The sequence below is a fragment of the Acaryochloris marina MBIC11017 genome (genome assembly GCF_000018105.1).
Taxonomy (GTDB): domain Bacteria; phylum Cyanobacteriota; class Cyanobacteriia; order Thermosynechococcales; family Thermosynechococcaceae; genus Acaryochloris; species Acaryochloris marina.
The window spans coordinates 1,987,850-2,012,692 of the sequence record NC_009925.1; the positions used below are offsets into that span (position 1 = coordinate 1,987,850).

The following is a 24,843-nucleotide window of genomic DNA, read 5'->3' on the forward strand; positions in this document are numbered from 1 at the left end:
ATGCTAGACCTGTTGCTCGTCACAGCCCTGGGATTTGTCGGCAGCTTTGGCCATTGCGTCGGTATGTGTGGACCCTTAGCCGCCAGCTTTGCCCTGACCTCCGGTGGATCCCGAACGTGCGACAACAACTAACCTTTCATCTTCTGCTCAATCTGGGACGAAGTCTAAGTTATGGCCTGATCGGAGCAGCCATTGGTGCCCTTAGTTCTGTCCTGGTTGCGGGGGGAGAGCTGGCGGGCATCGATAGTGTTCTTCGTCGTAGCATTGCCTTTTTGATGGGTGGCTTGTTGATCTGGCTGGGAGTTCGGCAAATTCGTCCCGGCTGGCTACCTAAACTACCCTTGCCGCACCCATTATTGAAATTGGGGCTGCATGAGCGTTTCAATCGAGCCATGGCAGGGTTGGCCCATCAACCCCACTGGTGGACGCCTGCGTTACTGGGCATGGTTTGGGGACTCATTCCCTGTGGCTTTCTGTATGCAGCCCAAATTAAAGCCGCAGCCACAGGGGACTGGTTACTCGGAAGTGCCACGATGCTGTGTTTCGGGTTGGGAACGATGCCAACCTTGTTAGGAGTGGGGCTTTCCACTGCCATTCTTAGCCAGGATCGACGCAGCCAGCTCTTTCTGTTAGGGGGCTGGCTGATGCTGATCATTGGTGTGCTGACCGTCCTCAGAACGGGAGAAATGCAGGACTACAGCAGCCATACCGCCTTGTTGTTATTAATGTTGGCCCTCCTCGCCCGTCCCATCCAACCTTTGTGGTCAGCTCCACTGCACTATCGACGGTTATTGGGGGTTGGGGCCTTTATCCTCTCACTCATCCATGTATTGCGGGTACTCGACCATTCCTTTCAGTGGTCTCTCACAGCGGTTCCCTTTATGCTGCCCCTCCATCAAGCAGGTCTCTGGACAGGTATCGCTGCATTAACCTTGCTCATTCCGTTAGCTACAACCAGTACCAATTGGATGGTGCAACGATTAGGTTCCCATTGGCGACGACTCCATCTTCTCAGTATCCCTGCTCTCCTATTAGCAGGCAGCCATACGGTGATGATCGGATCCCATTATTTAGGGGGGCTGGAATGGACAGGGGTGCATTTGGGGAGAACTGTTGCGATCACAACGGCAATCCTCCTGGTTTTACTGATCCGCTGCCGTTGGGTATGGGCCTTGTTCTCACTGGAGAAATTTTATGGTGCGTCTTCTCCATTGCGGTAGTTTAGCCTTCTTAGCAGTTGGATTATTGGGCGGCCCCAGCCAGGCCCATACGGTCAAAGCATCCGACTCAGTTGCCGTCACCTTTCATTTAGAACCTGATCACAATCCAAGGGCAGGAGACCCTGCTCAAGTCTGGTTCGTCCTTACCCAAAAGGGGGGCAGTACCATCCCTCTCTCCCAATGCGACTGCCATCTGCAGGTGATTGCAGAGGAAAATGGACAGACAATTGCCCAACCGCCTTTAACCGCCGTCTCCGCAGAGCAATACCAAAATATTCCTGGCGCTGATGTGACGTTCCCAAAACCGGGGGCATACCAATTGAGCATTCAAGGCCAGCCACAAACAGGCGATGCATTCCAGCCATTTCAGTTTAGTTTTCCCGTCACTGTCGCTAAAGGCAGTAGCCCAAAGCCCTCTCCACCTGTCCAGTCAACAGATACGCCCTTGTCTTCGTCAAAATCAGGTCTACCCAAGGTTGTATGGATCAGCATCAGTATTGGCGTAGGACTCAGTTTCGTGATGCTAGTTCTTCGACTGCGCAAAAAATAGTGAATAGCCCATTGAGAGCATCCCGCTTCCAGAGTCCTCCAACAGAAGGGGGACAACACTTACCCTTCTTCCAAGTAAAACCGGTCGTTGCTCTGGACAGCATCACGCAGAATTAATTCTAGAGCCCTCAGATCCCATAAAACCCAATGGACCCCCTCCGGACTTTTATCGACTTCTGGATAAGCCAGTAGATAATTCAAAAGCTTTTGAACGGTGTCCAGCCCTTGGTTAGGGTCATACCATTCAGGACTAGTTTCTAATGCTTTTCCGCCATCGTTTTCTTCAAGCATAAAGGCACTGAGAGGTGTAATGTTTAAGTCTTCTGCAATATCTTCCAACAAAAGACTCGCAGCAGGCAGATTGCCCCCAAACATCAGCTCTTCACCTTTGAGATCCATCTCAGCAGGTAAAGCACAGAATCCAGTGTTTTCTAGAACGATATCTAGGCATCTAGACATGGACTGATTTTCTCCGAAAATTTAGCGACATCAATTTTCTATCGCCCGCTCACCCAGCATTTTGAGCAGTAAGGACCGCAAGACGCCTGAATCGCGCTGGTGACTAACCAACACAATGGGCTTTGCATCGGTTTGATTCTGCGATCGCAACCACCTTTACCAACCTCCGTCTTTTTCCCAAGATTCCCAAAACATCAGTGGCCTCTGACGACGTAGGAGGAAGATTGCACACTAGCTATGCTCAACAACACTCTACGGGAAAAAGCGCTTTAGGTGTTTACGCTATGTGTTGTCGATGTTCACTAGATCCATTTCAGCACCAATCACTTTTTGCGTTTGGAGCCGTCAAACTGGCATTCATCCTCCTCTAGAAGGGCACGCTAAGGACACCCTTCATCGTCCTTGCTTTATGCCTAGCCCTCTTCAGAGACGAAACTTATTTCGTAAGTGGCTGACCCACACCATGTTGGGATTAATCGGTGGGGGAATCCTTTGTCTCCTGACCGTACCCGCCGGATTTTTGTTGCTGGGGGATCTGCTCATCAGGGTGAAGTTCTGTGGTTACGGGCAAAGTGCCATCGGCTGTTTGTTCTTTGGTGCAATCTTTGCAGGCGGACTGACAGTTGGATTTAGCGTGGGCCTAGCGCAGTGGTTCGTCCTAAAACGATTCCTTCAGCGGGCACGATGGTGGATTCTGGCGTCAACCCTAGGTTGGATGGGCATCTTTTTCACCTTGTGTAACCTGTTTTATACGCCCATCCTCAACAATGGAGTGGTATTGCAAGCGATCGACGCAGACGCCCTCTCCGGAGTAGCAGGACTACTGGGAGCTGGAGCATTAATGGGACTCTTTCAATGGCTGCTGATGGATCTCCCGTTAGTTCGCTCCTGGTCATGGATTGCACTACATATATGTCTGGCACTTTTAGCAGCTTTAGCCGTAACATCGGGGCTTCATCCCGGCGGTGGAGTGACAGGAGCAAGCGTATTTATGGTTCTGTCATTCCCTATGTATGCAGTGATATCTGGAGCCGTGCTCAGCAGATTAATGGGGAACTTGAAAGTGGTCAATAGGCTGAGCCAAGCCACATAAGTGACTCAACCCGAGTGGCACTGGCCTCAAGCATCCCAACCACTGATCACCCTATCCAGGACCAAGAGGCCATCCAATCGTATGCTGGCAAGGGACGTACGCAAATAATCGTCCCTCATCTCCATCTGTACAAGATAGCCCGCACTCATGCCAATACAGAAGGTTGAATATGGGTGACTCCATAAACCGAAGCACAAGCCCCCCCGATCTATGCACCTGATTTTGGCGTTTCATTCGGGTCAATTTTGCAGACAAGTTCATAGACAGAGACTTGAGGCGACTCAGAGAAAAAGGGAGCCATTTTACTAAGAATCGCTTTTTGTTCTTCGCCCTCATGGGCTTCCATATCTTCTAGGTTGTCCCAAAGAATCACCGATACACCTTTGTCTGTACCGGGTTCTTGGAAGAGATAGGCTCCTTCAAAGCCATCAGAATAGGTTGCGATCGCTTGTTCATACAGATGTTGAACCTCGGCAAACTTACCTGGTTTGAACTCACCAATCGCCACTGATGCAAACCGCCGCTTCAAACAATCCTGAAAGTCTGACATTGTTTACTCCTTTCGCCATTTTGAAGATATTTGGCTGGGGTTTGGGGGTGACAAAACGAACCCCAACAATTGATCAATGCTCAGTCTGGGTAATCAAGTTGACCAATATTCATAGGGTAGAAGGTGGTCGGATCAATACCGGGGAACTTAAACAACATCTAAGGAAGTGCTAGGGCTCTAATGATCCCCAGCCGTTCATATTTGTTCACCTTTTTGCCCAAAATCATGAACTTTATTTATCTTGAGAAGTAAAAAGCAGCCAGCCGGGAATGCTGAAACTGAGACTTCCTTACTGCTTTTACCTCAGAATTGATGAATATCAGCATCTCAGACTCATTTTTAAGCAAAGGATTGCCATTTTTAGACCGATGTCTCATGGGTCAAACCTCCTTCCACGGAATCGATCTAGCAGAAGTTCACTTAGATGGCGTGGTCCTTAAATACCTGGACTTAACTGCTGTAAATATGCAGGCAGCCAGTCTACAGCGAGCTAACCTACAACGATCTATTCTCACCGCTGGATGCTTAGACCAGGCAAATATGCAGGGATGTTACCTCTACCGTAGCCACTTGGAAAGGGCTTCGATGCAACAAGTCCAGTTACAGCGAGCCAATTTATCCCATGCTTACTTGAGGGGGGCCAATCTCCAGGGAGCGAATCTCCACCAAGCTCAACTGATGGGCACCGATCTTCGGGACGCTAATCTCACGGATTGTCTACTCCAAGATGCGAATTGTAAAAGTGCCCTCTACAGTGCCAACACTCAATTTAGTCCATCTTTCGATCCAGTCCTTGCAGGCATGAAACTATGGACAGCAAAAACCTTGGTCAACTACAGCCACCAACGGGTGAGGGGGCAGAGAAATTGGGATTGGGGCTGGCAATGTTCGTAATCCTCATTTAATGTCACCACTACCCCGGTCGGGGTAGGTTAACGTTATAATTTTATTAAGAAATGTAACAAACCCATCTCTCCCCCATGTCTAAGTCACCCCACGAAACTGATGTCGTTGTCATTGGTGCAGGCATTGGTGGCTTAACGGCTGGAGCACTCTTAGCGAAGCGCGGCTATCGCGTCAAAGTCTTCGACCAAGCCTGGGTGCCAGGGGGCTGCGCCTCTACCTTTAAACGGCGAGGGTTCACCTTTGATGTGGGGGCAACCCAAGTAGCAGGTTTAGAACCTGGCGGCATCCATCATCGGATTTTTCAGGAATTAGGGGTTGAGATCCCAACTGCAAGCCATTGTGATCCGGCATGCGCTGTCTTTTTGCCGGGAGAAACAGAGCCCATTTCTGTCTGGCGAGACCCAGACCAATGGCAGGCAGAACGGGAAAAACACTTTCCCGGCAGTGACGGATTTTGGCAACTTCTGGCGAACCTATTTCGCTATAACTGGGGGTTTCAATCCCGCGATCCGGTGATTCCCCCACGTAATCTCTGGGATGGCTGGCAGCTCTTACAAGCCGTGCGTCCCGATACCTTACTGACGGTTCCTCATCTATTTACAACGGTAGGGCAACTCCTCAGACTCACAGGTCTCGGAAATCAACGCCGCTTAAAAACGTTTTTGGACCTCCAACTCAAGCTTTATTCCCAGGTGAATGCAGACCAGACTGCCTTACTATATGCGGCAACGGCATTAGGCGTATCGCAAGCCCCTCAGGGCTTGTTTCATTTGCACGGCAGTATGCAGGTCCTGAGCGATCGCATCGTCGAAGCCCTGAAAAAGCATGGCGGTGAACTGCATATGGGCCATAGCGTTGACCAAATTCAGGTGCATAGTCAGGAATTGTTAGGTGTATTAATCCGTCAGCAAAAAACAGGTGAGACTTGGACGGAATCGGCGGACCATGTGGTGGCCAATGTAACAGTGCAAAACCTCGTCCGTTTGCTGGGAGAGGATGCCCCCAGACAGTATCAACAGCGAGTCAAAAAACTGCCGCCCTCCTCTGGGGCCTTTGTGATTTATCTCGGGGTAGACGCGGCTGCCATTCCCGAGAACTGCCCGCCCCATCTGCAGTTTCTCTATGACTATGACGGCCCCATTGGCGAGAATAACTCCCTATTTGTATCCGTCAGCCGACCGGGGGATGGCCGCGCCCCCGAGGGCAAAGCCACGATCATCGCGTCTTCTTTTACAGATCCAAAGTTGTGGGATGAAGCCGAGGATTATGATGCGCTGAAGCAGGAGTATACGGAGGGTGCGATCGCACGTCTGAGTCAATACTTCCACCTTACTTCAGACACCATCATTCACCAAGAAGCAGCAACCCCCAGAACCTTTGCCCACTTTACAGGTCGTAGCCAAGGCATAGTCGGGGGCATCGGTCAGCGTCTATCTACCTTTGGCCCTTTTGGATTTGCAACACGGACTCCGATTAAGCGGTTATGGCTAGTCGGGGATTCAACTCATCCCGGCGAAGGCACGGCAGGAGTGAGCTATTCTGCCTTGACTGCCGTCAATCAATTGATGGCAATGGACGGTACACTCTCGATGGAGTAGTCATTTCGGCTCTCTCAATCTGTCTTAGCTGTTATATATGTCAGAGTGGAGAGAGCAACGGTAGCCATCATGACCAGCCTACAGAAGCCCACTACATCCCATCAGCGACTCTACAACGCTGACTTTGCCCAATGGGTTGCTCAAGCCACCCTGCTATTACAGCAAGGCAAATTTGATGAATTGGATATTGAGAACCTGATTGAAGAGGTGGAAGACTTGGGGAAACGCGATCGGCGTGCGCTCTGTAGCAATTTGGAAATTGTGCTGCTTCACTTACTCAAATGGCAATTTCAGCCAGAGCAGCGATCTACCAGTTGGCGGGGGTCTATCCGTGAACATCGACGACGAATCGCCCGCATTCTCAAAGACTCTCCTAGTCTGAATCCATACCTTCAGCAGGAATACCAAGACTGCTATTTAGCAGCAAGGTTACAAGCCGCTGATGAAACAGGCTTACCCCTCAAAACTTTTCCTGAAGAGTGCCCCTATTTTCTTGAACAAGCTCTTAATGAGGCGTTCTTACTGGACACAGAGTAGAAACAAGTGGGGCATCATTGACGAGACTATAAGCAATCTCTTTGAGTCAGCTGTTCAATTATTCGTTCTTCTAGGTCAGCTCTATAGCCTAGCGTTTCTTGGTCATCTCAAACATTATCATTACCGTTCAAAAATCTGAGTCATTTCCAGCAGAGAACGGATTTCATAGGTGGGTATAGCATGTGATGTATTTTCTTCATCATTTCGATTGAGCCATACTGAAATAGCCCCAACACCATTTGCCCCTACAACATCTGAATCCAAAGAGTCACCAATATGCATCAATTGTTCAGGTGCACAACCGGCTTGAGCACAAGCAGAAAGAAATATTTCAGCTTGGGGCTTTTCGACCCCAATATCCTGTGAAAAAATTACGAAATCAAAATAACCAGACAAACCACACCGTTCTGGATAGCTGTTCCCATTAGAAATCAGACCAATGGCAAAGCGATCCTTGAGGACATCTAAGCAAGGAATGACATCAGAATAGAGTTCGATAGCTTCAAATCGATGTTTGAGGTAGAGCTGATTCAAAGCAGCCGCCAGGGCTGGATCATCCCAATGAATAAACTCCAATGTTCTTTGAAAAGCTTTTAGCCTTATTTGTTCGAGATTAACGGTTGTTCCTTTCAACTCAGCTGCAACTGTCTTGCGAATGTCGATCATTTTGTCTATGGTCAACTGGGCTGAAGCCCGATCAGGAACGTGACGTTTCAGTTCCTGGAGCGTGAGAGCTAGAGAATGGCGCATGACTTTCTCGAAATCCCACAACGTCATATCACCATCAAAAGAAATGACTTTGATCTTGTCTAGGTCATGTGCAGCCATAATGCAGTAAGACCATCATCGCCTCTTGGGAGTCTAGAGATTGTTAGAAGCTGGTTGTTCCAATAACTCCAATAAACCCACCGTACCGACAAAAAAAGTGTACAGCCCATAAGGAATGGGAGACTGCTCACGAGACTTGGCAAATAGACTCGCCACAACTCCTTCCACAGCATGGGCCGTTAAGGCAAATCGTTCAAACCAAAAGAGGCCCATGGGCAACGGCGGTAACGGTTTTCCGGTCTGCAGGGCATAGAACGTCCATATTTCCAAACCGATAGCAGCGCAAATCAGGATGGGGGCAAGAACTTTGATTATTGGGTAAAACTTTTTCATTACTTTCAGTAGTGAGTGGTCTAAGAGGCTCCTTGACGCCAAAGCATCACAGTTAACCAGAACAGGAACAATTGAATCTTCAAATCCAGAGGAGCATTGACTGCAATCGTTGCCTGTCTCGATGAAAAACTATCTGGACGAATGCGTCCCAAGACCTGACTACCTTGACGAATTTGGAATTCCCGCCGGAAAGGTGAGACTGCCTGCAAAACGAGCTTTTGAGTCCCAAAGGTTAACTCAAGTTTACGCCTCAAAGGATTTGGCTTCCGGGCTTGAGCAACAATTGATTCCTCGCGATCTTGCTTCAAGCTCCATTCCCCAGACAGCATCGGATGTGTAATGGTGTAACTTGCGTCGGGTAGGATTATTTCACCCTCATCCTTCATCACCTTAAGTTCGATCCTGGCGGTTCCTTGAGAAGTCTCAATTCTATAATTCCAACCCCACATAGAAGCAGGAATACACTGCAGTTGAGTCATCATGTCCACACCCGATGCAAGATAAAACCCATGAGCTGTCCTTGGGAATCCAGCCCTCCAATTATATGAACGGCATCCACACTATTTTCCAAAGCCTGATCATGAATGGCGAGAACCGCAATCTCCCCCACACAGGCTTGCATGGTTTTGAGTAAAGACACACCTGAGACAATGATGCGATCGCTCACTGCATCAAAATCCCAAGCAAACTTAGATGCCTCTAAAAACTGATACCACCCATGATTCGGCTCTTGGGCATCTAACAGCGTAAAGTCTGCCGACACCTTAGCTAACTGGCGAGCCGAGTAGCGCCGAGGAGCCTCTTCCATAATGCGTTGGACAATCTCTGACTGCCGTGCATAAGCCAATAGCGCGGAGGACAATTCAGTACTCTCTGTTGACCACTGGAAAGTCGTCTGAAATCCATCTCCTTCATTCGACCGATAGGTAATATCAAACCCTTCTGCAATCAGGCGATCAATCAACGCCGGGAACGACGGTGGTACCCAATCGGTTAGGTTCAACAACTCTGCTTCTGAACAGGCCGTAGCGCTAGTTTCTATAGTTGGGGCCTGATTTCCCACCACTAAAAGGGTGATTTCATCTTCAAGGTCCGTCACCACTTCTGCTTCAAACCGCTCACAAAACGCTTGTAGGGTCTCTAGGGTCGCATCGAATTCCTCTACGAAGGCAACAGACGCCCCCCACAAAGGGATTGACCGATAAGGGAGCGGTGTCTGACTTCCCCCTACTCCTGAAACGAGCGAATCTTCTGCCGCTTGATAGTAAGGGGAGTGAGTTGGCTTTATCATGGTGAGCAAGTGTGCAATCTGGGTATAGTGGCCTGTTAACGGCGTTGGCTTGGGTCTAACCTGGACTGATAGATCAGCCCACCGATTGACTCACTTCACTGTAGACGACAACCCCAGGATTTTGAAGACGACGGTACCTCAGGCCCTATGGCAACTTTGTGTAAAAGGATTTGTCCGCATCCTGATTGGTGCTGATAATCAAAACCAATACGATACCTATGATTGGGAAGCAGGATGTCATGCCCTCAGAAATCCAGATCTAGCCTACCCTCAGTACTACCGCATCCCCAACTTTCATGGGGTCGAAGGGGGTTATCTCTGCAAAGAAGCTGCGGTCACCTACGATGCGGTTACGGCCTTTGCCTGTCCTCCCCATGAAATGAATCTGCGACGAGAAGTCTTGAAATCTATTCAAGGGCAACCTCAACGAATTCTGGACTTAGGCTGTGGAACCGGTTCCATGACCTTGATGCTTAAAGCTACCTATCCCCAAGCGGAAGTCATTGGCCTAGATTTATCGCCCTATATGTTGTGTCACGCCCAACATAAGAGCCAAAAGGCTCAGCTCACCATCCATTGGCTGCATGGCTTAGCAGAAGCGACAGACTTAAAGGCTCACAGCTTTGATGTGATCAGTATTTGCATGGTCTTCCATGAAATGCCTCCGCGCATTTCACGGTTGGTCTTGCAAGAATGTCGTCGCTTACTGAAATCGGGTGGTCAACTCATCATTTTGGACGGTAATCAAAACCGCCTCCGCCATGCAGACTGGCTGATTCGACTATTTCGAGAACCCTATTCTACGGTTTACGCCAAAGAGAGCATCCACGACTGGGTCACCGAAGCTGGCTTTGAAAACGTCAGCACCCGATACCTCGGCTGGATTCACCAACTAACGGCAGGGACAAGCCCTCACCACCGAGATGAGCCACCCCTTAGACAGTTACAAACCCACGCAGTTTAAGGTACTTGCCAAATACGATTGTGGTAATCCGCTTCTTTATCCACATTGATAGTGGCGTGGCTATGCCCGTGACCATGATGGCCGTGATCGTGGCTATGGCCATGATCATGACTATGGCTATGGGGTTCTTCACCATTGAGAGCTGCCAGCCGAAATTTACATAGCTCACAATTCATCTGGACTTGCCCTAACTGAGTTTCCAATTCCCGCTGGCGCAACACCTGAACCAAGGCCGGATGCAGCCCCATTTCCGGCAAGCAAGTCACTTGAATATCTGGATAGGCCACTTGCTGATGGGCTGAGATATCAAAAATCTTTTCCACCAACGTGCCCGTAAACAGAAAATAGGGCAGTACAACAATGCGCTTAGGCTGATACAGCCGTGCGCGTCGGAATCCTTCTTCCAATCGGGGATGGGTAATGCCAATAAAGCAGGTTTCCACAGTCTGATAGTTACTGCCTTCCCAGAGGATGCGGGCCATTTTACTGACATCGCTATTGGCATCAGGGTCGCTGGAGCCTCGTCCCACAAATAGCAAAACAGTCTCTTCACGGGAAATGCCTTGAGGATTATGCTCGGGGTTATCCAGTAGTTCTAACCGTTGTTTCCATAGGTCTAAAATCCCAGGCGTAATCCCAAAATGACGGCCATAGTGATATTTCAACTGGGGATGGCGTTTGCGGGCTAGATCGAGTTCGTTGGTGACATCAAACTTGTTGTGGCGGGCGGCAAATAGCAGAATCGGTAGCGCCGAGAGTTCCGTATAGCCTTGCTCAACACAGTGATCGACGACTTCTTGAATACTGGGTCCCGTCAGTTCTAAAAAGCAGGGAAACACCGGTCTTGATCGATCGAGTTCCTGGTAGAGGGTTGCAAAATCTAGGAAACATTGTCTGCCGTTGGGATTTCGGGTGCCATGGCCAATCATAAGTAAAGGTCTTTGAAGGGGTAATGGCGTTAGATCACCAGCGATCGGCAAACTGAGGGGGGCAGGTCTGACCACCAAGTCTGGCATATGAGCAATGGACATTAAAGAACTCCCTGCCTGTGAATCACAAGCGTTGACTGAGGATTCCCCACGAGATGGCTAAGCAATCTTATGGGTTAAAAAATAGGCCGTAACAGAGTGGTTTGATCGGACCTGGGCATTTGCCCACCCCCCACCATACAAAGTCAGCTCTCCAAACCAGGACAGTCACAGCATTCTTTTAAGATCGCCTCGGGGCAATCTCTGTCAATCAAGAGCATGGCGGACGAGTATTTGAAGGGTTGATTTGAGGTAGAAGGCGCTTAAACCTAGATACTCATCCATTCTCACGCTCTTTAGCTAACAGCGGAGCCAGATTCAAGCATGGTGTAATTGTTGCTCAATGGCATCACACGCTATCTTGACTCCATTCTCTGATCGGATCCTGGCCCCCACTTGTGACGCTTGGGCTGCATATTTGGGGTTTTCGAGTAGCTCACCTAGCTCTTTAATGACTCGTTTAGCCTGATACTGCTTTCTGGGAATCGTTTTGGACGTACCCAAGCGTTGAACTCTGGATGCATTGTCCGGTTGGTCGTGACTGTAAGGCACAATCAGCGTTGGGCAACCGGCACGGAGTGCCTGGGCAGTGGTCCCCACTCCCCCTTGATGAACCACTGCACAAGCACTGGGAAAGATTTGTGAGTAAGGCGCATAGCGCATGGCAATGATGCTGTCTGGCAGATGGTCGGGTGGAACGTTCTGGCCTATCAATAACACGGCTCGACGGTTCAAGGCTTGTGTCGCCTGGATACTTTCTAGATAAAACCGTCCTGGATCCATCACTGCAGCAGAACCTAAGGTAAATACGATCGGTGGTTCCCCTGCATTTAGAAATCGAACCAGTTCGGGTGAAAGTTTTTGGCCTCCAGCACTACCATCATAAAAAGCAAACCCAGTCAGCATCGCCTTGTCTGGCCAATCCAATTGTGGCTTAGCCAGCACCGAGGAGAACATTGCCAACACCAGATGGGGTGAGTATTTGTCATCCACTAATGGATTGCCCTTAAGGGCAGGCAGTCCAAGCTCTTGTCGAAGCTGATGAATTGGTTTCACCCAAGACTGGGTCATGACTTTTGCCAGTTGTCGAATGGCGCTTTGAGCGACAACATTCAAGCCCGGTAGTTGAAAAATAGACGGTAAGCCCGGTGCAACAGATGCATCTTTAGCAGAGAGAAACGCAAGGGGTTGCAGAACCGTGAGCACCCAGGGAATTCCTAATTTCTCTGCTACTAATCGAGCTGCCAATACGCCTTCACCGTTGATAATCAGATCAGCATTTTGGGCAGCGTTCATTAAGTCAGCATAAGTCTCTCTTAAACTGGCGCATACCCAATTTCGAACGACGTACTCTGTTCCCGTCTTCAAATCCATCATCCGTGCCATTTCTTGCGGATCATGAAGGGCGGTATTGTCAGGGCGCATTCGGTGAAACTCAAATCCTAAGGTTTCGATGCGGTCTTGATATTCTTGATGGGTGGCAAATACAACCTCATGCCCCCGATGGCGTAGCTCAATTGCGATCGCAATCTTAGGATGCAAATCCCCCAAAGAACCAATCGTCGTCAATACAATCCGACTCACAACCTAGCTCTATCCATTAACCCGAAAACTTTGTTTGGGGCCTGTGGGTTGATGCTCACTGAACCCTTCTTGATAATGTCCGTTCGTATAGTCGGCAATCACTTTTCTCCAGAATATCTGGCCGGGTATATTGCCAGCCTGTTGAGCAACATGCCATTCCGCCGAGAATGTCCGAAATAGATGAAAAGCGGCCCGCTTTCCAATCCCTAACCAACGGTACTTCCGAAGCACAAAAAATTCGGCAATTGCATATTGATCCACGTTCAATTCTCGAACTAACGCAAAACCAACTAACTGTTGATCCAGATTAATCCAGAACGGGTGGCGATTTGGATCGGTCCAGTAGTCATCAAAATAGGGATACTTCGCAAACTGACCGGAGGCATCCAGGGCATCGTCATTAAATTCACTGAGGTCGTAGCGATACAGCTGCATTAAATGGGCCAATGTGATTTTTTCCGTCGCCGGGATTCTCGTAATACGAACCTTGTGTAAAAGATCTGCTAATTCATCTTTTGCCGCACTAAAGTCATGCATAGCACCTGAAACCTTTGGGTAGCGAGGTGTTCGGTTAGGGACCCATATGGGCGTGGAGACAGTTGATTTGTTCGTAGACTAAGCTAGACCTATAGCAGGTTTTTTGATACTGCCTTTGTCGAGGATACAAATTATGTTAAGCGTTGCCCAGTCAAGGCCATCTGAACGCGCCATTTTTATTCAGAAAACCTATCTGCATCTTGCAGGGGCCATTGGTGCGTTTATTGTCGTCGAATTTCTACTGTTCCAATTGGGGATTGCTGAAGCAATGTTCCAATTTGTAGCCGGAGGTCGTTTTAGCTGGCTGTTAATTTTAGGTGCATTCTCACTCCTCGGCTGGATGTCTCGGGGACTGGTTGCCAAAGCGGATCAAGTGGGTACTCAGTACGCAGGGCTAGGGGTTTATGTAGTTGCCCAAGCCTTGATTTTTGCCCCCATGCTTTACATGGCTGCGGCTTTTTCAGACGCTAATGTCATTCCCACAGCAGGTATCTTAACCCTGACTATGTTTGGGGGACTGACTGCGATCGCTTTCACTACCCGAACAGATTTCACCTTTCTCGGTGGCATCCTTAAAATTGGTAGCTTTGTCGCTCTGGGACTGATCGTTTGCAGTTACATCTTCGGCTTTTCCCTTGGATTATTCTTCTCCGTTGTGATGGTCGTGTTTGCCTCAGCAGCGATTTTATACGACACCTCTAAGGTGATGAAGCACTATTCCACCAGACATTATGTTGCGGCATCCCTAGAATTGTTCGCGTCTGTGGCTTTGCTATTCTGGTACATCCTTCGCATCGTGATGTCCATGTCATCTCGCCAATAACCCCACTCCTCTGACATATCAGCATCATCGGTACAAGGTTGAACGTACGGATGATGCTGATATGTCAGAGGTATTAAAGATCTTTGTGGGTAAACGGGCGAGCATCTGACCCCGCATAGGTAGCAACAATCTGGCCTTGGCCTTTGAGCTGATACTTATAGGTAACTAATCCTTCTAAACCGACGGGGCCTCTGGGGGGCATCCGCTGGGTGCTAATACCCACTTCCGCGCCAAAGCCATAGCGGAAGCCGTCGGCAAATCGAGTAGAACAGTTGTGGAATACCCCGGCTGCATCCACCTGGTTCATAAACACAGCTGCTGCTTGATCGTCTTCAGTGGCAATGGCATCCGTGTGTCCCGATCCGTATTGATTAATATGAGCAATGGCATCGGATAGAGACGCCACCACTTTAATAGAAACAATTAAATCCCCATATTCTGTCGCCCAGTCCGTCTCCGTTGCGGGGCCAACATCCACAATGGCCTGAGTTTTGGCATCCCCTAGAACTTTGACGTGGTTATCCTGTAACGCCGCCGTTAGTTTGGGTAGGTATTGAGGTGCGATCGCATCATGCACCAAAATCGTTTCCACCGCATTACAGGCCGCCGGATATTGTATCTTGGAATCCACTGCAATCTCTACCGCTTGGTCCAGCTTGGCTGCCTGATCTACATACAGATGGCAGATGCCTTCCGCATGGCCCAACACCGGAATACGAGTATTTTCTTGCACAAACCGAACAAAGTCATTGGAACCACGGGGAATAATCAGGTTCACATCCTGATCGAGGTTCAGCAATTCTAGGGTTTCTTCTCGGCTAGTGAGTAACGCCACTACGTTGGGTGATACCGCTGTGTTGGAGAGACCTTGATGAATGGCCTTGACTAATGCCTGACAGGAATGAAGAGCTTCTTGCCCCCCTTTGAGCAAAACGCCATTACCAGACTTCATGGCCAACGCTGCAATTTGCATCACTGCATCGGGTCGGGCTTCAAAAATGACTCCGAGTACCCCCAACGGACAGCTAACCCGACTCAGAACAAGATCTGTATCTAGCTCTCGCTTCAGCTGCACTGTCCCAACTGGATCCTCCAGAGTGGCAACACTGCGTACCCCTGCGATCGCACCTTTGAGCTTGGTGGCATCCAGCTTTAACCGAGCATAGAGGGCATTAGCAATGCCTGCTGCTTTTGCCTGCTGACAATCCTGCACATTCGCTTCTAAAATCTCTGGCGTTGCCGCTTCTAGGGCTTGGGCGACGGCTTCTAAGGCTTGGTTTTTTGTTTCTGTAGAAGCCCCTGCCAGTTGGATTGCCGCCTGTCGCGTTTGCTGGGCGACCTCAGTCAAAGAATTCGTTAGGACAGTCACAGTTCTAGTGGCTTAACAACAGGGTTTTAAAAATCTTCGCGTTCGTACTCGGCAATTTTTTGCGGTTCAGGGATTTTCAGCTCTTGAGGCTCATAATCATCATCCCAGACATCTCCTTCCCGCTCATATTTCGGATCTGGAGCACTGGGAGGGGTAGAAGACCCACTATCACTCCAGTTATCCTCCTCTTGATATGCATATTGTTGCTGAGGGGCTTCTTGACGCTCTACGGGGACTGGTTCCGCTTCCCAGGCTTCTGTTTCCCAGGCTTGTTGAGCAGGCGCAGCCTGACGGGCAGGTGCGTAAGCAGTGGTCGGTTCTCCAGGGCCAAGCTGGTTCGTGGTAGACGCCGTCTTAGGGATATAGTCTTCTTCATCGCTTAATTCCCAAGGCGGAATCCCTAAACCCATCCGCTCCAGAATACCGACCGTCAGCTGATTCAGGCGTTCTTCCGCCCCTTCAAAAACGATCAAGCGATCAGGCCCTGTACTGACAATCTCTTCCACAGGCAGCTCGTAGGTGCTCAACACCTGGGACGGAATCAAGGGTACTCCAATCGATGCGATGACTAAAGAGGCGACTTCTCCTGTGCTGGTGTCAAACTTAAACCCTCGGACTTTGCCTAAAAGTTCTCCAGCTTCGGTAATGACTTCGTTATTAATTAAAGTGCTGAAATCGAAGGTATCTATTTCTTCAATCGCGGTCTCATCATCGACCAGAATCACATCTCCAATCTGCCGAATATTACTGAGATACATGTAGCGCTCATCGCCAGTAACTAGGGTATTCCGCAAACCCACGACGGCGACTTCTCGCTGATCGACATCTACCCAAAGCTGAGTAATCACCCCCAGCTTTTTACCCGTACTGCGGGTAATAACTTGAGTACCTATAAAGTCAGCGCGTTGTTGAACTTGTTCAGATATTGCCATGCGTGAATCCTGAGCCGAATTCTTGAGTTTTCGGGTGGGGTAAATTTTGTTAATCGTACCTTTACAATGTCACAAAAACTATCGCACACGGTACATTTTTACACCTTAACCACTCTATTTTAGTGCCTTGAGGAAGTGGGCACCTCTTTTATAAGGTGTTGATATCACCCCAAGACCGTTGCCGTTCAAGGCTTATATCTCCCAGAATTTCTGATGGGTTCATACTTCGATGGGGTAAAACTAACCAGCAAACTTCATGTGACCGCTTTATCGCTCCAGCTATATTTAAGTCAGATCCCTAGCGTTAGCTCAGACCTCTCATACATCAAGATTATGGTCAGCATAGCTTCACCCCCCATCGCATCCGCCTTAACCCTCCGCATCAACCTGAGTGATGAGCAGTTTTTTCAACTCTGCCAGGACAACAGCGATTTAAAATTTGAGCGCACCACCCTAGGAGAAGTGATTATTATGCCCCCTACCGGTGGAAATACAGGTCGGCGTAATATCAAAATCACGACCCAATTAGAAGTTTGGAATAGTCAAACCGGTTTGGGAGAAGCCTTCGATTCCAGTACAGGATTCCAGCTCCCCAATGGAGCCACCCGTTCTCCTGATGCCTCTTGGATCACTAGCGAGCGCTGGGAGACCTTAAATCCTTCAGAACAAGAACGATTTATCCCCCTCTGTCCCGATTTTGTGGTGGAATTACGGTCAGCGGGAGATGCATTGGCCCCTCTACAGGCCAAGCTGCAAGAGTATATGGATAATGGGGTGCGGTTAGGCTGGCTGATTGATCCCAAACAACAGACGGTCGAAATCTATCGTCCTAATCAGGATGTTGAACGACTTCAAACCCCCACCAAACTCTCTGGGGAGACCGTTCTACCAGGTTTCATCTTAGATTTATCCACGATTTTCTAACGCATCTTTCAGGATATGCCTTCTAGGGGTAGAGTCGAGAGGACCGCTTAAGTATGACGATCTCAGGTAATTCCCTTGACTTCTACTCCTCAGCCTTTAAGCCAACGTGGACATCTTCTCACCGAACAGATTAATCCCAACAGCCAAAATCTCGATCAGTTGACGGCATTAGAGCTAGTCGATCTATTCAATCAGGAAGATCAGCAACTGATCAGCGCCATTGCCGCTGCTCGGGAACCCTTGGCAGCAGCAGTCGAGAAAACGGCTCAAGCCTTGAGACAAGGTGGACGGTTATTTTATGTCGGGGCTGGAACCAGTGGTCGTTTAGGGGTCTTAGATGCAGCCGAATGTCCCCCTACTTTTTGTACACCACCTGAAATGGTCCAGGGCATCTTGGCAGGGGGAGAAGCTGCCTTAGTCAGAAGTTCAGAAGCGTTAGAAGATCGGGCCGATGATGGTGCGGCTGCCATTGCAAATCGAAACGTTTCCCCAACTGATGTGGTGGTGGGCATTACGGCAGGTGGAACGACTCCCTTTGTCCATGGTGCCTTGCAAGCCGCCAATGAGCGAGGAGCAACCACTGTTTTTATGGCCTGCGTTCCTGCCGAACAGTTTTCCATCAATGTCGATATCGATGTGCGGCTACTCGTAGGACCCGAAATTTTAGCGGGCTCCACCCGCCTTAAAGCCGGGAGTGTCACCAAGTTAGCCCTAAATATTATCTCCACGGGGGCGATGGTCCAAATTGGTAAGGTGTATGGCAATCGGATGGTGGATGTCTCGGTCACAAACAGCAAGTTAGAAGATCGAGCCCTGCGAATTATTGCTGATCTGACGGAGCTATCCCGAGACCAGGCAGCTGAGTTGTTAGGGAGATGCGATCGCAAAGTGAAACTAGCCCTACTTGTCCATTGGACAGGCCTCTCTACCGATCAGGGCCAAGCTCTGCTAGACCAACATCAAGGCAATCTACGGCAAGCGGTTCAAAGCCAATCTGCACCTTAAATGTTATGAATCGGCTTCACAACCAGGGACGACTAGCTTCTTCTAAAGCAGTCACCTCTTCAGGCGTTAAGGACCATCCCAAAGTCCCCGCATTTTCTATGGCTTGCTGTGCCGTTTTCGCCCCTGGAATGGGAATAACACCTTCTTGAGCAATCAACCAATTCAGCGCTACTTGCGCCATCGTTTTGTCATGGGCTTCCGCAAATTGACGCAGCAAGTTAGTAACTGGAGCCACTTTTCGTAATCCCTCAGGTTTAAAGCGCTGATCGGCTTTGCGAGCACCTGTCGGGAGCTGTTCAGGCGTATATTTACCCGTTAGTAACCCCTGGGCTAGGGGGCTATAGGCCAAGATGGTGACCCCTAATTCTCTGGCCTTAGCTATCAATCCTTGACTCTCCACTTGGCGAGTAATCAGAGAATATCGCACCTGGTTCACGGCGAGAGACACCCCTTGCTCGGCCAATAAAGCATGAGCTGTATGCATTTGCTTAGCACTGTAGTTGCTTACACCAACGGTTTTAATCAGCCCTTGATTAACCGCCTTCGCCAGGGCTCGAAATAGAGTCTCATAACTCATAAAGAAATTGAAAGGCCAATGAACCTGGTATAAATCAATCACATCTACCTGCAATCGTTTCAGACTGTCTTGAACCGCCTGAAGAACTGCGTCTTCACCCAAACGCCAAGGAACCGGACCATATTTAGTCGCCAAACAAACTGGACGCTGACAGTCCCGACAGAACTGACCTAACAGTCGCTCAGACTCACCCCATCCATAAATTTCAGCTGTATCAAACAAGGTAATTCCAGCCTGAACCGCAGATTGAAACGCATCAGCAACTTCAGCCTCACCATACTGATCGCCATAGCCCCAAAAGATCCGATCGCCCCATGACCATGTGCCAATGCCCACAGCTGACACCAGAGGCCCACTAGGGCCAAGTTGTTTCGTTGTCATTGATAAACACTTCTTAATATTTCTACTTCTAGTTTAATAAAAACCACTTTAGATAGGAGTACTTTACCGGCTTCATCAACAGGAATCTCCAGCCGTAAGTAGGGCCTAGATTTAACTTTTTATTACTAATACTCAGATGAAGGCAACTATTTTAGATTATTTTCTTCATGCGCGAGGAAAATAGCTATAAAGCAATGAAAATCATATATAGCAAAGACTATAGACCATAAGCGAGAAGACAATACCAACTAAGATCCAAAGGCTTTATTAAGACTTTATCGCTTCGGGCAATGAAGGACTATGGTAAGGCTGAAATAGTCTGTTATAAATAGTCAGCATTAGCAAACAAAATATGTTTGCTTTGTACATATAAATGGCATAACGAAATTTTTCTTGAACCAGGTTCCAAATGGTTCCCTATTGCAGATATTGAACTTAGAGCTAGAAATCAATGGATGCCTTCTTAAATATATTCACCAACCCGTTGGTGACATCAGTTAACACGAGCAGCCTCATATTAGGTCAAGCTGCTTCTAACCCCTTGGACACAATCACAAATGGGGTGAGTCAATCACTGCCTGCAATCATTGGGGCAGCCGCTTTTCTGATTATTGGTGTCATCGTCGCCTATTTCGTTAAGTGGTTTGTGCAAGCCCTTCTGTCCAAAACAGATATCGATAACCGTATCGCCCGCTGGTTATCGGGTTCTGGTGACTCACGTGTGGCGGCCAACGTTGAGAAACTGATTGGATCGATCGTTTTTTGGATCGTCGTCCTCATTGCAGTGGTCGGCGCTCTAGATTCCTTAAAACTCGAAAATATCTCTGCCCCTCTTAATAACCTCCTCAGTAAAGTCTTGGGGTATCTCCCCCAAATTGGAGGAGCCATCGCTTTGATGGGAGTGGCATGGATTATCGCCACACTGGTCAAGATGGTTGTGATCAGGGTCCTACAATCCTTATCAATTGATGAGCGATTAAGTGCAGCATCTGGTCCGGAAGATGCCAGTGGACAGCAGCCTATCTCCATCAGCGAAACCCTAGGCAACACCATTTACTGGTTTATCTTCCTGCTGTTCCTCCTCCCCATTTTAGAAACCCTAAAATTGCAAGGGCCATTACAGCCTGTACAGGCAATGGTTCAAGACATTTTGGAAGTTTTACCTAATGTCTTGGGTGCTGTTCTGATTGGCGTAGCTGGCTGGTTTGTAGCCCGTATTGTTCGCATGATCGTTACCAATTTGCTAACAGCGAGCGGGGCCGATCGATGGGGGCAACAACTCGGTTTAACGCAAGCCATTGGTGGTCAGAGCCTCTCTACTTTGGCAGGCAGCGTTGTATACGTCTTTATCCTCATCCCATTCGCAATTTCTGCCTTTCAAGCTTTAGGGATTGCGGCTATTTCTGAACCTGCCGTTGAAATGTTGCGGGATGTCCTGAGAACAATCCCTCGCATCTTCACAGCTGCCGTCATTTTGGGTGTGGCTTACATCCTTGGAAAAATTGTGGGCGACTTGGTTTCTGGTTTGCTCGCCAATTTTGGATTCAACAATATCTTTCAAATTTTGGGACTCCAAGCAGCCCAAGAACCCACAGATAGCATTTCTGAAGATGGCCCCATCAACACGTCTTCTGGTAAAACTCCCTCTGAGATCGCTGGAATCGTCGTTTTGGTCGGCACCATCTTAGTCTTCTTAATCCCTGCCACGGATGTTCTTCAATTCCAACCCCTAACTGGCGTTATTACTGAACTCCTCAGGATTTTGGCCCAAGTTCTAGTCGGGGTATTGGTGTTTGGAATTGGTCTCTACCTGGCCAATATGACCTTCAATATTGTCTCCAGCTCTGGCGGAGCCCAAGCTCGCATGGTCGCTCAAGCGGCCCGAGTCGCCATTATCGCTTTAGTGTCCGCAATGGCTCTACAACAAATGGGCATTGCCACGAATATTGTCAACCTAGCCTTCGGTCTCCTATTGGGTGCCATTGCAGTTGCCTTAGCACTGGCATTTGGCTTTGGCGGTATGGACATCGCTGGGGAACAAGTGCGTAAATGGCTGAATAATTTCGAATCACGGCGCTAAACCGTAAATTTAGTCATCCCAACATCTACAAAAGCCCCGCTGAGTTAATCAGCGGGGCTTTTGTAGATGTCAATATCTATGCTAAAACTCAGCATTCAAGGGGGTACGAGGGAACGGAATCACATCTCGAATGTTCGCCATCCCCGTCATAAACTGAACCAATCGTTCAAAACCCAGCCCAAAGCCCGCATGGGGAACCGTGCCATAACGGCGAAGATCGAGATACCACCAATAATCTTCTAAGGGCAGCCCTTGAGCGACAATTCGTTGCTCCAATAGATCCAAACGCTCCTCTCGTTGAGAGCCACCGATAATCTCGCCAATTTTAGGGACCAGAACATCCATGGCGGCGACTGTTTTATCGTCATCATTCATCCGCATATAGAACGCTTTGATCTGTTTGGGGTAATCCGTAACAATAACTGGCTTTTTGAACAGTTCTTCGGATAAATAGCGCTCATGCTCAGACTGTAAATCCAACCCCCATTCCACAGGGAACTCAAACTTGCGGCTGGCTTTCTCTAGCTGATTCACGGCCTCGGTATAGGTAATCCGCTCAAACTCACTGTTGATAATTGTGTCAGCCGTCTCTAAAACAGATTTATCAATTCGCAGATTGAAAAATTCAAAATCTTCAGGACACTGCTCTAATACCGATTTAAAAACATGTTTGAGAAAGGCTTCTGCCAGATCCATATCCCCCTGTAAATCACAGAATGCAACCTCTGGTTCCACCATCCAAAATTCTGCTAGGTGCCTTGAAGTATTGGAATTTTCTGCTCTAAAGGTCGGACCAAAAGTATAAACATTACAGAAGGCAGAGGCCATAATCTCTCCTTCTAACTGTCCGCTCACCGTCAAATAGGTCGGTTTGCCAAAAAAGTCTTGACTGTAGTCAACCGTTTGATCTTCCGATAGGGGAACATCCTGAAGATTTAAGCTGGTGACCGCTAATTGCTCTCCTGCCCCCTCACAGTCACTAGCCGTGATGATAGGTGTGTGAATCCACATAAAGTCCCGGTCTTGGAAAAATTGATGAATGGCCTGGGAACAGGCATTACGGATTCTGAAAACTGAACCCAAGGTATTGGTGCGCGATCTCAAATGGGCAATCGTCCGTAAAAACTCAAAAGAATGTCGCTTTTTCTGGAGTGGATAGGTCTCTAAATCCGCTGTTCCCCACACTTGCACCGCCTTGGCGACTAGCTCAACACGCTGATTTTTTCCTTGAGATGCCACCAACTCGCCCTCAATAGATACAGAGGATCCAGTATTTAATAATTTGAGGGTTTGCTCATACTCTGGCAGGTTTTGGTTGACAACCACTTGCAGTCCCTGTAGCGATGACCCATCGTTCACATCTAGGAATGCAAACTCTTTTAGCTCTCGTTTTGTACGAACCCAACCTTGCACTTTAATGCTTTCGCCCGGTGTCCCATGACGAAGTAACTCAATAATCCGTCTAATTTCCATGCAGAAATGCCACTTTTTTTATTACCAACACTGTCATCAGTCTAATCTGCGAATACTGTGGTCGGTATACTGGCACAAACTTCAATCAATCTATATTTCTAGGGATTATTGTCAACTTGACAAATCAATAAAATTGCCAGAACAACTGTCTCTATGTCACATTAGTGACTACTAGAAACATACCGACCTGCACAACGTCTCCAGATAAACAATCGTTTATAATAATTGTTTTCTTCTAGGTATATAAATTAACTAGGGTTTTAACTAACTATGATTAGGCCTCTTCACTCTGCAGCTCTGATTGCTATTGCAGCCTCGATAACCCCCATGTCTGCCGTAGCTCAAGTATCAACCTCAGAAGCCAACCAAACTTCTGAAGTTTTAACCGTTGCTCAAAATGCTGTAACCCCTAACCGTAATGCCCTAGCTAATCAGCAAGCTTATGTATTAGGACCTGGAGATGAAATCCAGCTCACAATGTTTGGGCAGCCTGAACTGTTTACCACTAACTACCGGGTGTTAGTAGATGGGACGGTCAGCCTACCCTTAATCGGTCGGGTTCCGGTCGTCGGTCGCTCGATTGGCCAGGCTGAACGAGAAATATCTTTGCGCTACACACGCTTGTATCGACGCCCTTACGTCACCATGGTTTTGGTGAGAGCAAGAACAGTCACCCTAGCCGTAACAGGTGAAGTTAGACGGCCTGGGACTTACCCAGTGGAATCGCCTAATCAAATCCCTACTGTGACCCAGCTGATTCAGTTAGCAGGTGGTGCATCACAATCTGCCGATTTAAGTAACGTCATTGTTAGACGCCCTCAATTGAATGGATCCGTACAGAACATCCCAGTAGATTTACTCAGGCTACTCCAGGAAGGTGACTTAAGCCAGAATCTAGAGTTACGTGATAAAGATACCGTTGTCATCAATGCCACTACAGAAATAGATAGACGGAACTCCTTACTGGTCAGTAATGCCAGCTTTTCCGCAGATCGGTCTGAGCCGATCAATATAGCCATAGTGGGTGAGGTGTATCGTCCCGGTCCTCATACCATACGACCAGGTAGTGCTGACGTTAGAGATGCAGGAACCCTTGGAAATTCCAGGGCAGCATCCACGGAATTACCCACCGTCACCCAAGCCATTCAAACAGCTGGTGGTATCAAACCAGAGGCCAATATTCGTGAAGTTCGAGTCATTCGACGTCCCCACAACGGAGACCCACAAACTATTGGTGTTGATCTCTGGAAGCTTTTGAAAGAAGGCGATTTATCTCAAGATATTGCCTTACAAGCAGGGGATACGATTGAAGTTCCCAAGGCCGTTGGCCTAACTGCTGCAGAAATGACAGAACTAGCGACGGTTAGCTTTGCCCCTGCCACGATCGACGTTAATGTAGTCGGAGAAGTTAAAAGCCCTGGAGTTGTCAAGATTCAACCCAATACCCCACTCAACACTGCCGTGCTAGCAGCTGGGGGATTTGATGATAGACGAGCGAATAAAAGCAAAGTTAAGTTAATCCGCCTCAATCCAGATGGTACCGTTGCTCAAAGGGATATCAAGGTCAATTTTAGCGAACCTGTTAATGAAGACACGAACCCTGCCCTTCGCAACAATGATGTCATCGTCGTCGGCCGCTCTGGATTGACGAAGTTTGGGGATGGTTTGCGCAATGTGCTCTCCCCCATTACCAGCGGTTTTGGCCTCTTTAACATTTTGTTCTAAGAGACTGACAACTCGATTACAGACCATCCATCATCACATACTGTCCAACAACAGCACATGAGTTTTATGTGCTGTTG

General features: G+C 48.4%; 25 protein-coding genes and 1 pseudogene. 13 read left to right on the plus strand and 13 right to left on the minus strand.

Translation table 11 applies throughout. The annotated features are described in order from the left end of the window. Together AM1_RS43940 and AM1_RS08935 are read left to right on the plus strand one after the other, a co-directional pair. Positions 1–1,220 (plus strand): annotated as a pseudogene (locus tag AM1_RS43940) (urease accessory protein UreH domain-containing protein). Beyond that, entirely contained in the window at positions 1,195–1,770 is a 576-nt protein-coding gene (locus tag AM1_RS08935; protein ID WP_012162509.1) for a hypothetical protein, read from the plus strand. The pseudogene AM1_RS43940 and the gene AM1_RS08935 overlap by 26 nt, the downstream one beginning before the upstream one ends. A 59-nt stretch (positions 1,771–1,829) precedes the next feature. Here the strand turns inward: AM1_RS08935 and AM1_RS08940 are convergent, their stop codons facing one another. Then, positions 1,830–2,228, minus strand: a complete 399-nt coding sequence (locus AM1_RS08940; protein WP_012162510.1) for a hypothetical protein — start codon at positions 2,226–2,228, stop codon at positions 1,830–1,832. Between the two features lie 122 nt (positions 2,229–2,350). Between AM1_RS08940 and AM1_RS40910 the strand changes: the two genes are divergently transcribed. Both AM1_RS40910 and AM1_RS08945 read left to right on the plus strand, forming a co-directional pair. Further along, entirely contained in the window at positions 2,351–2,599 is a 249-nt protein-coding gene (locus AM1_RS40910) for a hypothetical protein (protein ID WP_148215701.1), read from the plus strand. A gap of 38 nt (positions 2,600–2,637) precedes the next feature. Further along, positions 2,638–3,321: a hypothetical protein gene (locus tag AM1_RS08945; protein WP_041659480.1), complete on the plus strand. Its 684-nt coding sequence runs from the start codon at positions 2,638–2,640 to the stop codon at positions 3,319–3,321. Positions 3,322–3,529: 208 nt separating this feature from the next. On the opposite strand, the gene AM1_RS08950 is transcribed toward AM1_RS08945, so the two are convergent. Beyond that, entirely contained in the window at positions 3,530–3,871 is a 342-nt protein-coding gene (locus AM1_RS08950) for an antibiotic biosynthesis monooxygenase family protein (protein WP_010467412.1), read from the minus strand. Between the two features lie 375 nt (positions 3,872–4,246). Between AM1_RS08950 and AM1_RS08955 the strand changes: the two genes are divergently transcribed. The 3 genes from AM1_RS08955 (at position 4,247) to AM1_RS08965 (ending at position 6,912) form a co-directional block, all read left to right on the plus strand. Further along, positions 4,247–4,765: a pentapeptide repeat-containing protein gene (locus AM1_RS08955; RefSeq protein WP_238549202.1), complete on the plus strand. Its 519-nt coding sequence runs from the start codon at positions 4,247–4,249 to the stop codon at positions 4,763–4,765. A gap of 86 nt (positions 4,766–4,851) precedes the next feature. Continuing rightward, positions 4,852–6,375, plus strand: coding sequence for a C-3',4' desaturase CrtD (gene crtD, locus AM1_RS08960; RefSeq protein ID WP_012162514.1), 1,524 nt, complete (start codon positions 4,852–4,854; stop codon positions 6,373–6,375). A 69-nt stretch (positions 6,376–6,444) separates the two neighbouring features. Then, complete coding sequence (locus AM1_RS08965) at positions 6,445–6,912, plus strand: DUF29 domain-containing protein (RefSeq protein WP_012162515.1); 468 nt, start codon at positions 6,445–6,447, stop codon at positions 6,910–6,912. 120 nt (positions 6,913–7,032) lie between these two features. On the opposite strand, the gene AM1_RS08970 is transcribed toward AM1_RS08965, so the two are convergent. The 4 genes from AM1_RS08970 to AM1_RS08985 are packed head-to-tail and all read right to left on the minus strand — an operon-like array spanning position 7,033 to position 9,364. Next, the gene (locus AM1_RS08970; RefSeq protein WP_012162516.1) at positions 7,033–7,740 is read right to left on the minus strand and encodes an HAD family hydrolase; all 708 of its coding nucleotides are present in this window, start codon (positions 7,738–7,740) and stop codon (positions 7,033–7,035) included. 33 nt (positions 7,741–7,773) lie between these two features. Next, positions 7,774–8,073, minus strand: a complete 300-nt coding sequence (locus tag AM1_RS08975) for a hypothetical protein (RefSeq protein ID WP_049783714.1) — start codon at positions 8,071–8,073, stop codon at positions 7,774–7,776. 20 nt (positions 8,074–8,093) lie between these two features. Beyond that, the gene (locus AM1_RS08980; RefSeq protein ID WP_012162518.1) at positions 8,094–8,555 is read right to left on the minus strand and encodes a hypothetical protein; all 462 of its coding nucleotides are present in this window, start codon (positions 8,553–8,555) and stop codon (positions 8,094–8,096) included. Beyond that, positions 8,552–9,364 (minus strand): hypothetical protein, encoded by an 813-nt coding sequence (locus tag AM1_RS08985; RefSeq protein WP_012162519.1) that lies wholly within the window; start codon positions 9,362–9,364, stop codon positions 8,552–8,554. Before AM1_RS08985 ends, AM1_RS08980 begins: the two co-directional genes overlap by 4 nt. An 85-nt stretch (positions 9,365–9,449) precedes the next feature. Between AM1_RS08985 and AM1_RS08990 the strand changes: the two genes are divergently transcribed. Further along, complete coding sequence (locus AM1_RS08990; RefSeq protein WP_148215703.1) at positions 9,450–10,328, plus strand: class I SAM-dependent methyltransferase; 879 nt, start codon at positions 9,450–9,452, stop codon at positions 10,326–10,328. Here AM1_RS08990 and AM1_RS08995 read toward each other — a convergent pair. The 3 genes from AM1_RS08995 to AM1_RS09005 form a co-directional block, all read right to left on the minus strand. Next, on the minus strand, positions 10,325–11,344 hold the full coding sequence (locus AM1_RS08995; protein ID WP_148215893.1) for a sirohydrochlorin chelatase: 1,020 nt from the start codon (positions 11,342–11,344) through the stop codon (positions 10,325–10,327). The genes AM1_RS08990 and AM1_RS08995 overlap by 4 nt on opposite strands. Before the next feature lie 330 nt (positions 11,345–11,674). Further along, a complete protein-coding gene (locus tag AM1_RS09000) occupies positions 11,675–12,940 on the minus strand; it encodes a glycosyltransferase (protein ID WP_012162522.1) in 1,266 nt (421 codons plus the stop codon). 9 nt (positions 12,941–12,949) lie between these two features. Further along, positions 12,950–13,477: a GNAT family N-acetyltransferase gene (locus AM1_RS09005; RefSeq protein ID WP_012162523.1), complete on the minus strand. Its 528-nt coding sequence runs from the start codon at positions 13,475–13,477 to the stop codon at positions 12,950–12,952. A 133-nt stretch (positions 13,478–13,610) separates the two neighbouring features. Between AM1_RS09005 and AM1_RS09010 the strand changes: the two genes are divergently transcribed. Beyond that, entirely contained in the window at positions 13,611–14,300 is a 690-nt protein-coding gene (locus AM1_RS09010) for a Bax inhibitor-1/YccA family protein (protein ID WP_041659492.1), read from the plus strand. Positions 14,301–14,373: 73 nt separating this feature from the next. Here AM1_RS09010 and AM1_RS09015 read toward each other — a convergent pair whose 3' ends face one another. Together AM1_RS09015 and AM1_RS09020 are read right to left on the minus strand one after the other, a co-directional pair. Beyond that, positions 14,374–15,669 carry a glutamate-5-semialdehyde dehydrogenase gene (locus AM1_RS09015; RefSeq protein ID WP_012162525.1) on the minus strand — a complete coding sequence of 432 codons (1,296 nt, stop codon included), beginning with the start codon at positions 15,667–15,669 and terminating at the stop codon, positions 14,374–14,376. 26 nt (positions 15,670–15,695) lie between these two features. Beyond that, positions 15,696–16,601, minus strand: a complete 906-nt coding sequence (locus AM1_RS09020) for a PRC-barrel domain-containing protein (RefSeq protein WP_010474481.1) — start codon at positions 16,599–16,601, stop codon at positions 15,696–15,698. Between the two features lie 333 nt (positions 16,602–16,934). Here AM1_RS09020 and AM1_RS09025 point away from each other — a divergent pair, with 333 nt between their 5' ends. Further along, complete coding sequence (locus AM1_RS09025; RefSeq protein WP_012162526.1) at positions 16,935–17,525, plus strand: Uma2 family endonuclease; 591 nt, start codon at positions 16,935–16,937, stop codon at positions 17,523–17,525. A gap of 75 nt (positions 17,526–17,600) precedes the next feature. Continuing rightward, the gene (gene murQ, locus AM1_RS09030) at positions 17,601–18,530 is read left to right on the plus strand and encodes an N-acetylmuramic acid 6-phosphate etherase (RefSeq protein WP_012162527.1); all 930 of its coding nucleotides are present in this window, start codon (positions 17,601–17,603) and stop codon (positions 18,528–18,530) included. A gap of 16 nt (positions 18,531–18,546) precedes the next feature. Here murQ and AM1_RS09035 read toward each other — a convergent pair whose 3' ends face one another. Then, on the minus strand, positions 18,547–19,488 hold the full coding sequence (locus tag AM1_RS09035; protein ID WP_012162528.1) for an aldo/keto reductase: 942 nt from the start codon (positions 19,486–19,488) through the stop codon (positions 18,547–18,549). A 541-nt stretch (positions 19,489–20,029) separates the two neighbouring features. Between AM1_RS09035 and AM1_RS09040 the strand changes: the two genes are divergently transcribed. Next, positions 20,030–21,568 (plus strand): mechanosensitive ion channel, encoded by a 1,539-nt coding sequence (locus tag AM1_RS09040; protein WP_238549203.1) that lies wholly within the window; start codon positions 20,030–20,032, stop codon positions 21,566–21,568. Positions 21,569–21,649: 81 nt separating this feature from the next. On the opposite strand, the gene asnS is transcribed toward AM1_RS09040, so the two are convergent. Beyond that, positions 21,650–23,041: an asparagine--tRNA ligase gene (asnS, locus tag AM1_RS09045; RefSeq protein WP_012162530.1), complete on the minus strand. Its 1,392-nt coding sequence runs from the start codon at positions 23,039–23,041 to the stop codon at positions 21,650–21,652. A gap of 327 nt (positions 23,042–23,368) precedes the next feature. On the opposite strand from asnS, the gene AM1_RS09050 reads away from it, so the two are divergent. Then, positions 23,369–24,766, plus strand: a complete 1,398-nt coding sequence (locus AM1_RS09050) for a polysaccharide biosynthesis/export family protein (RefSeq protein WP_012162531.1) — start codon at positions 23,369–23,371, stop codon at positions 24,764–24,766. Positions 24,767–24,843 lie beyond the last annotated feature (77 nt).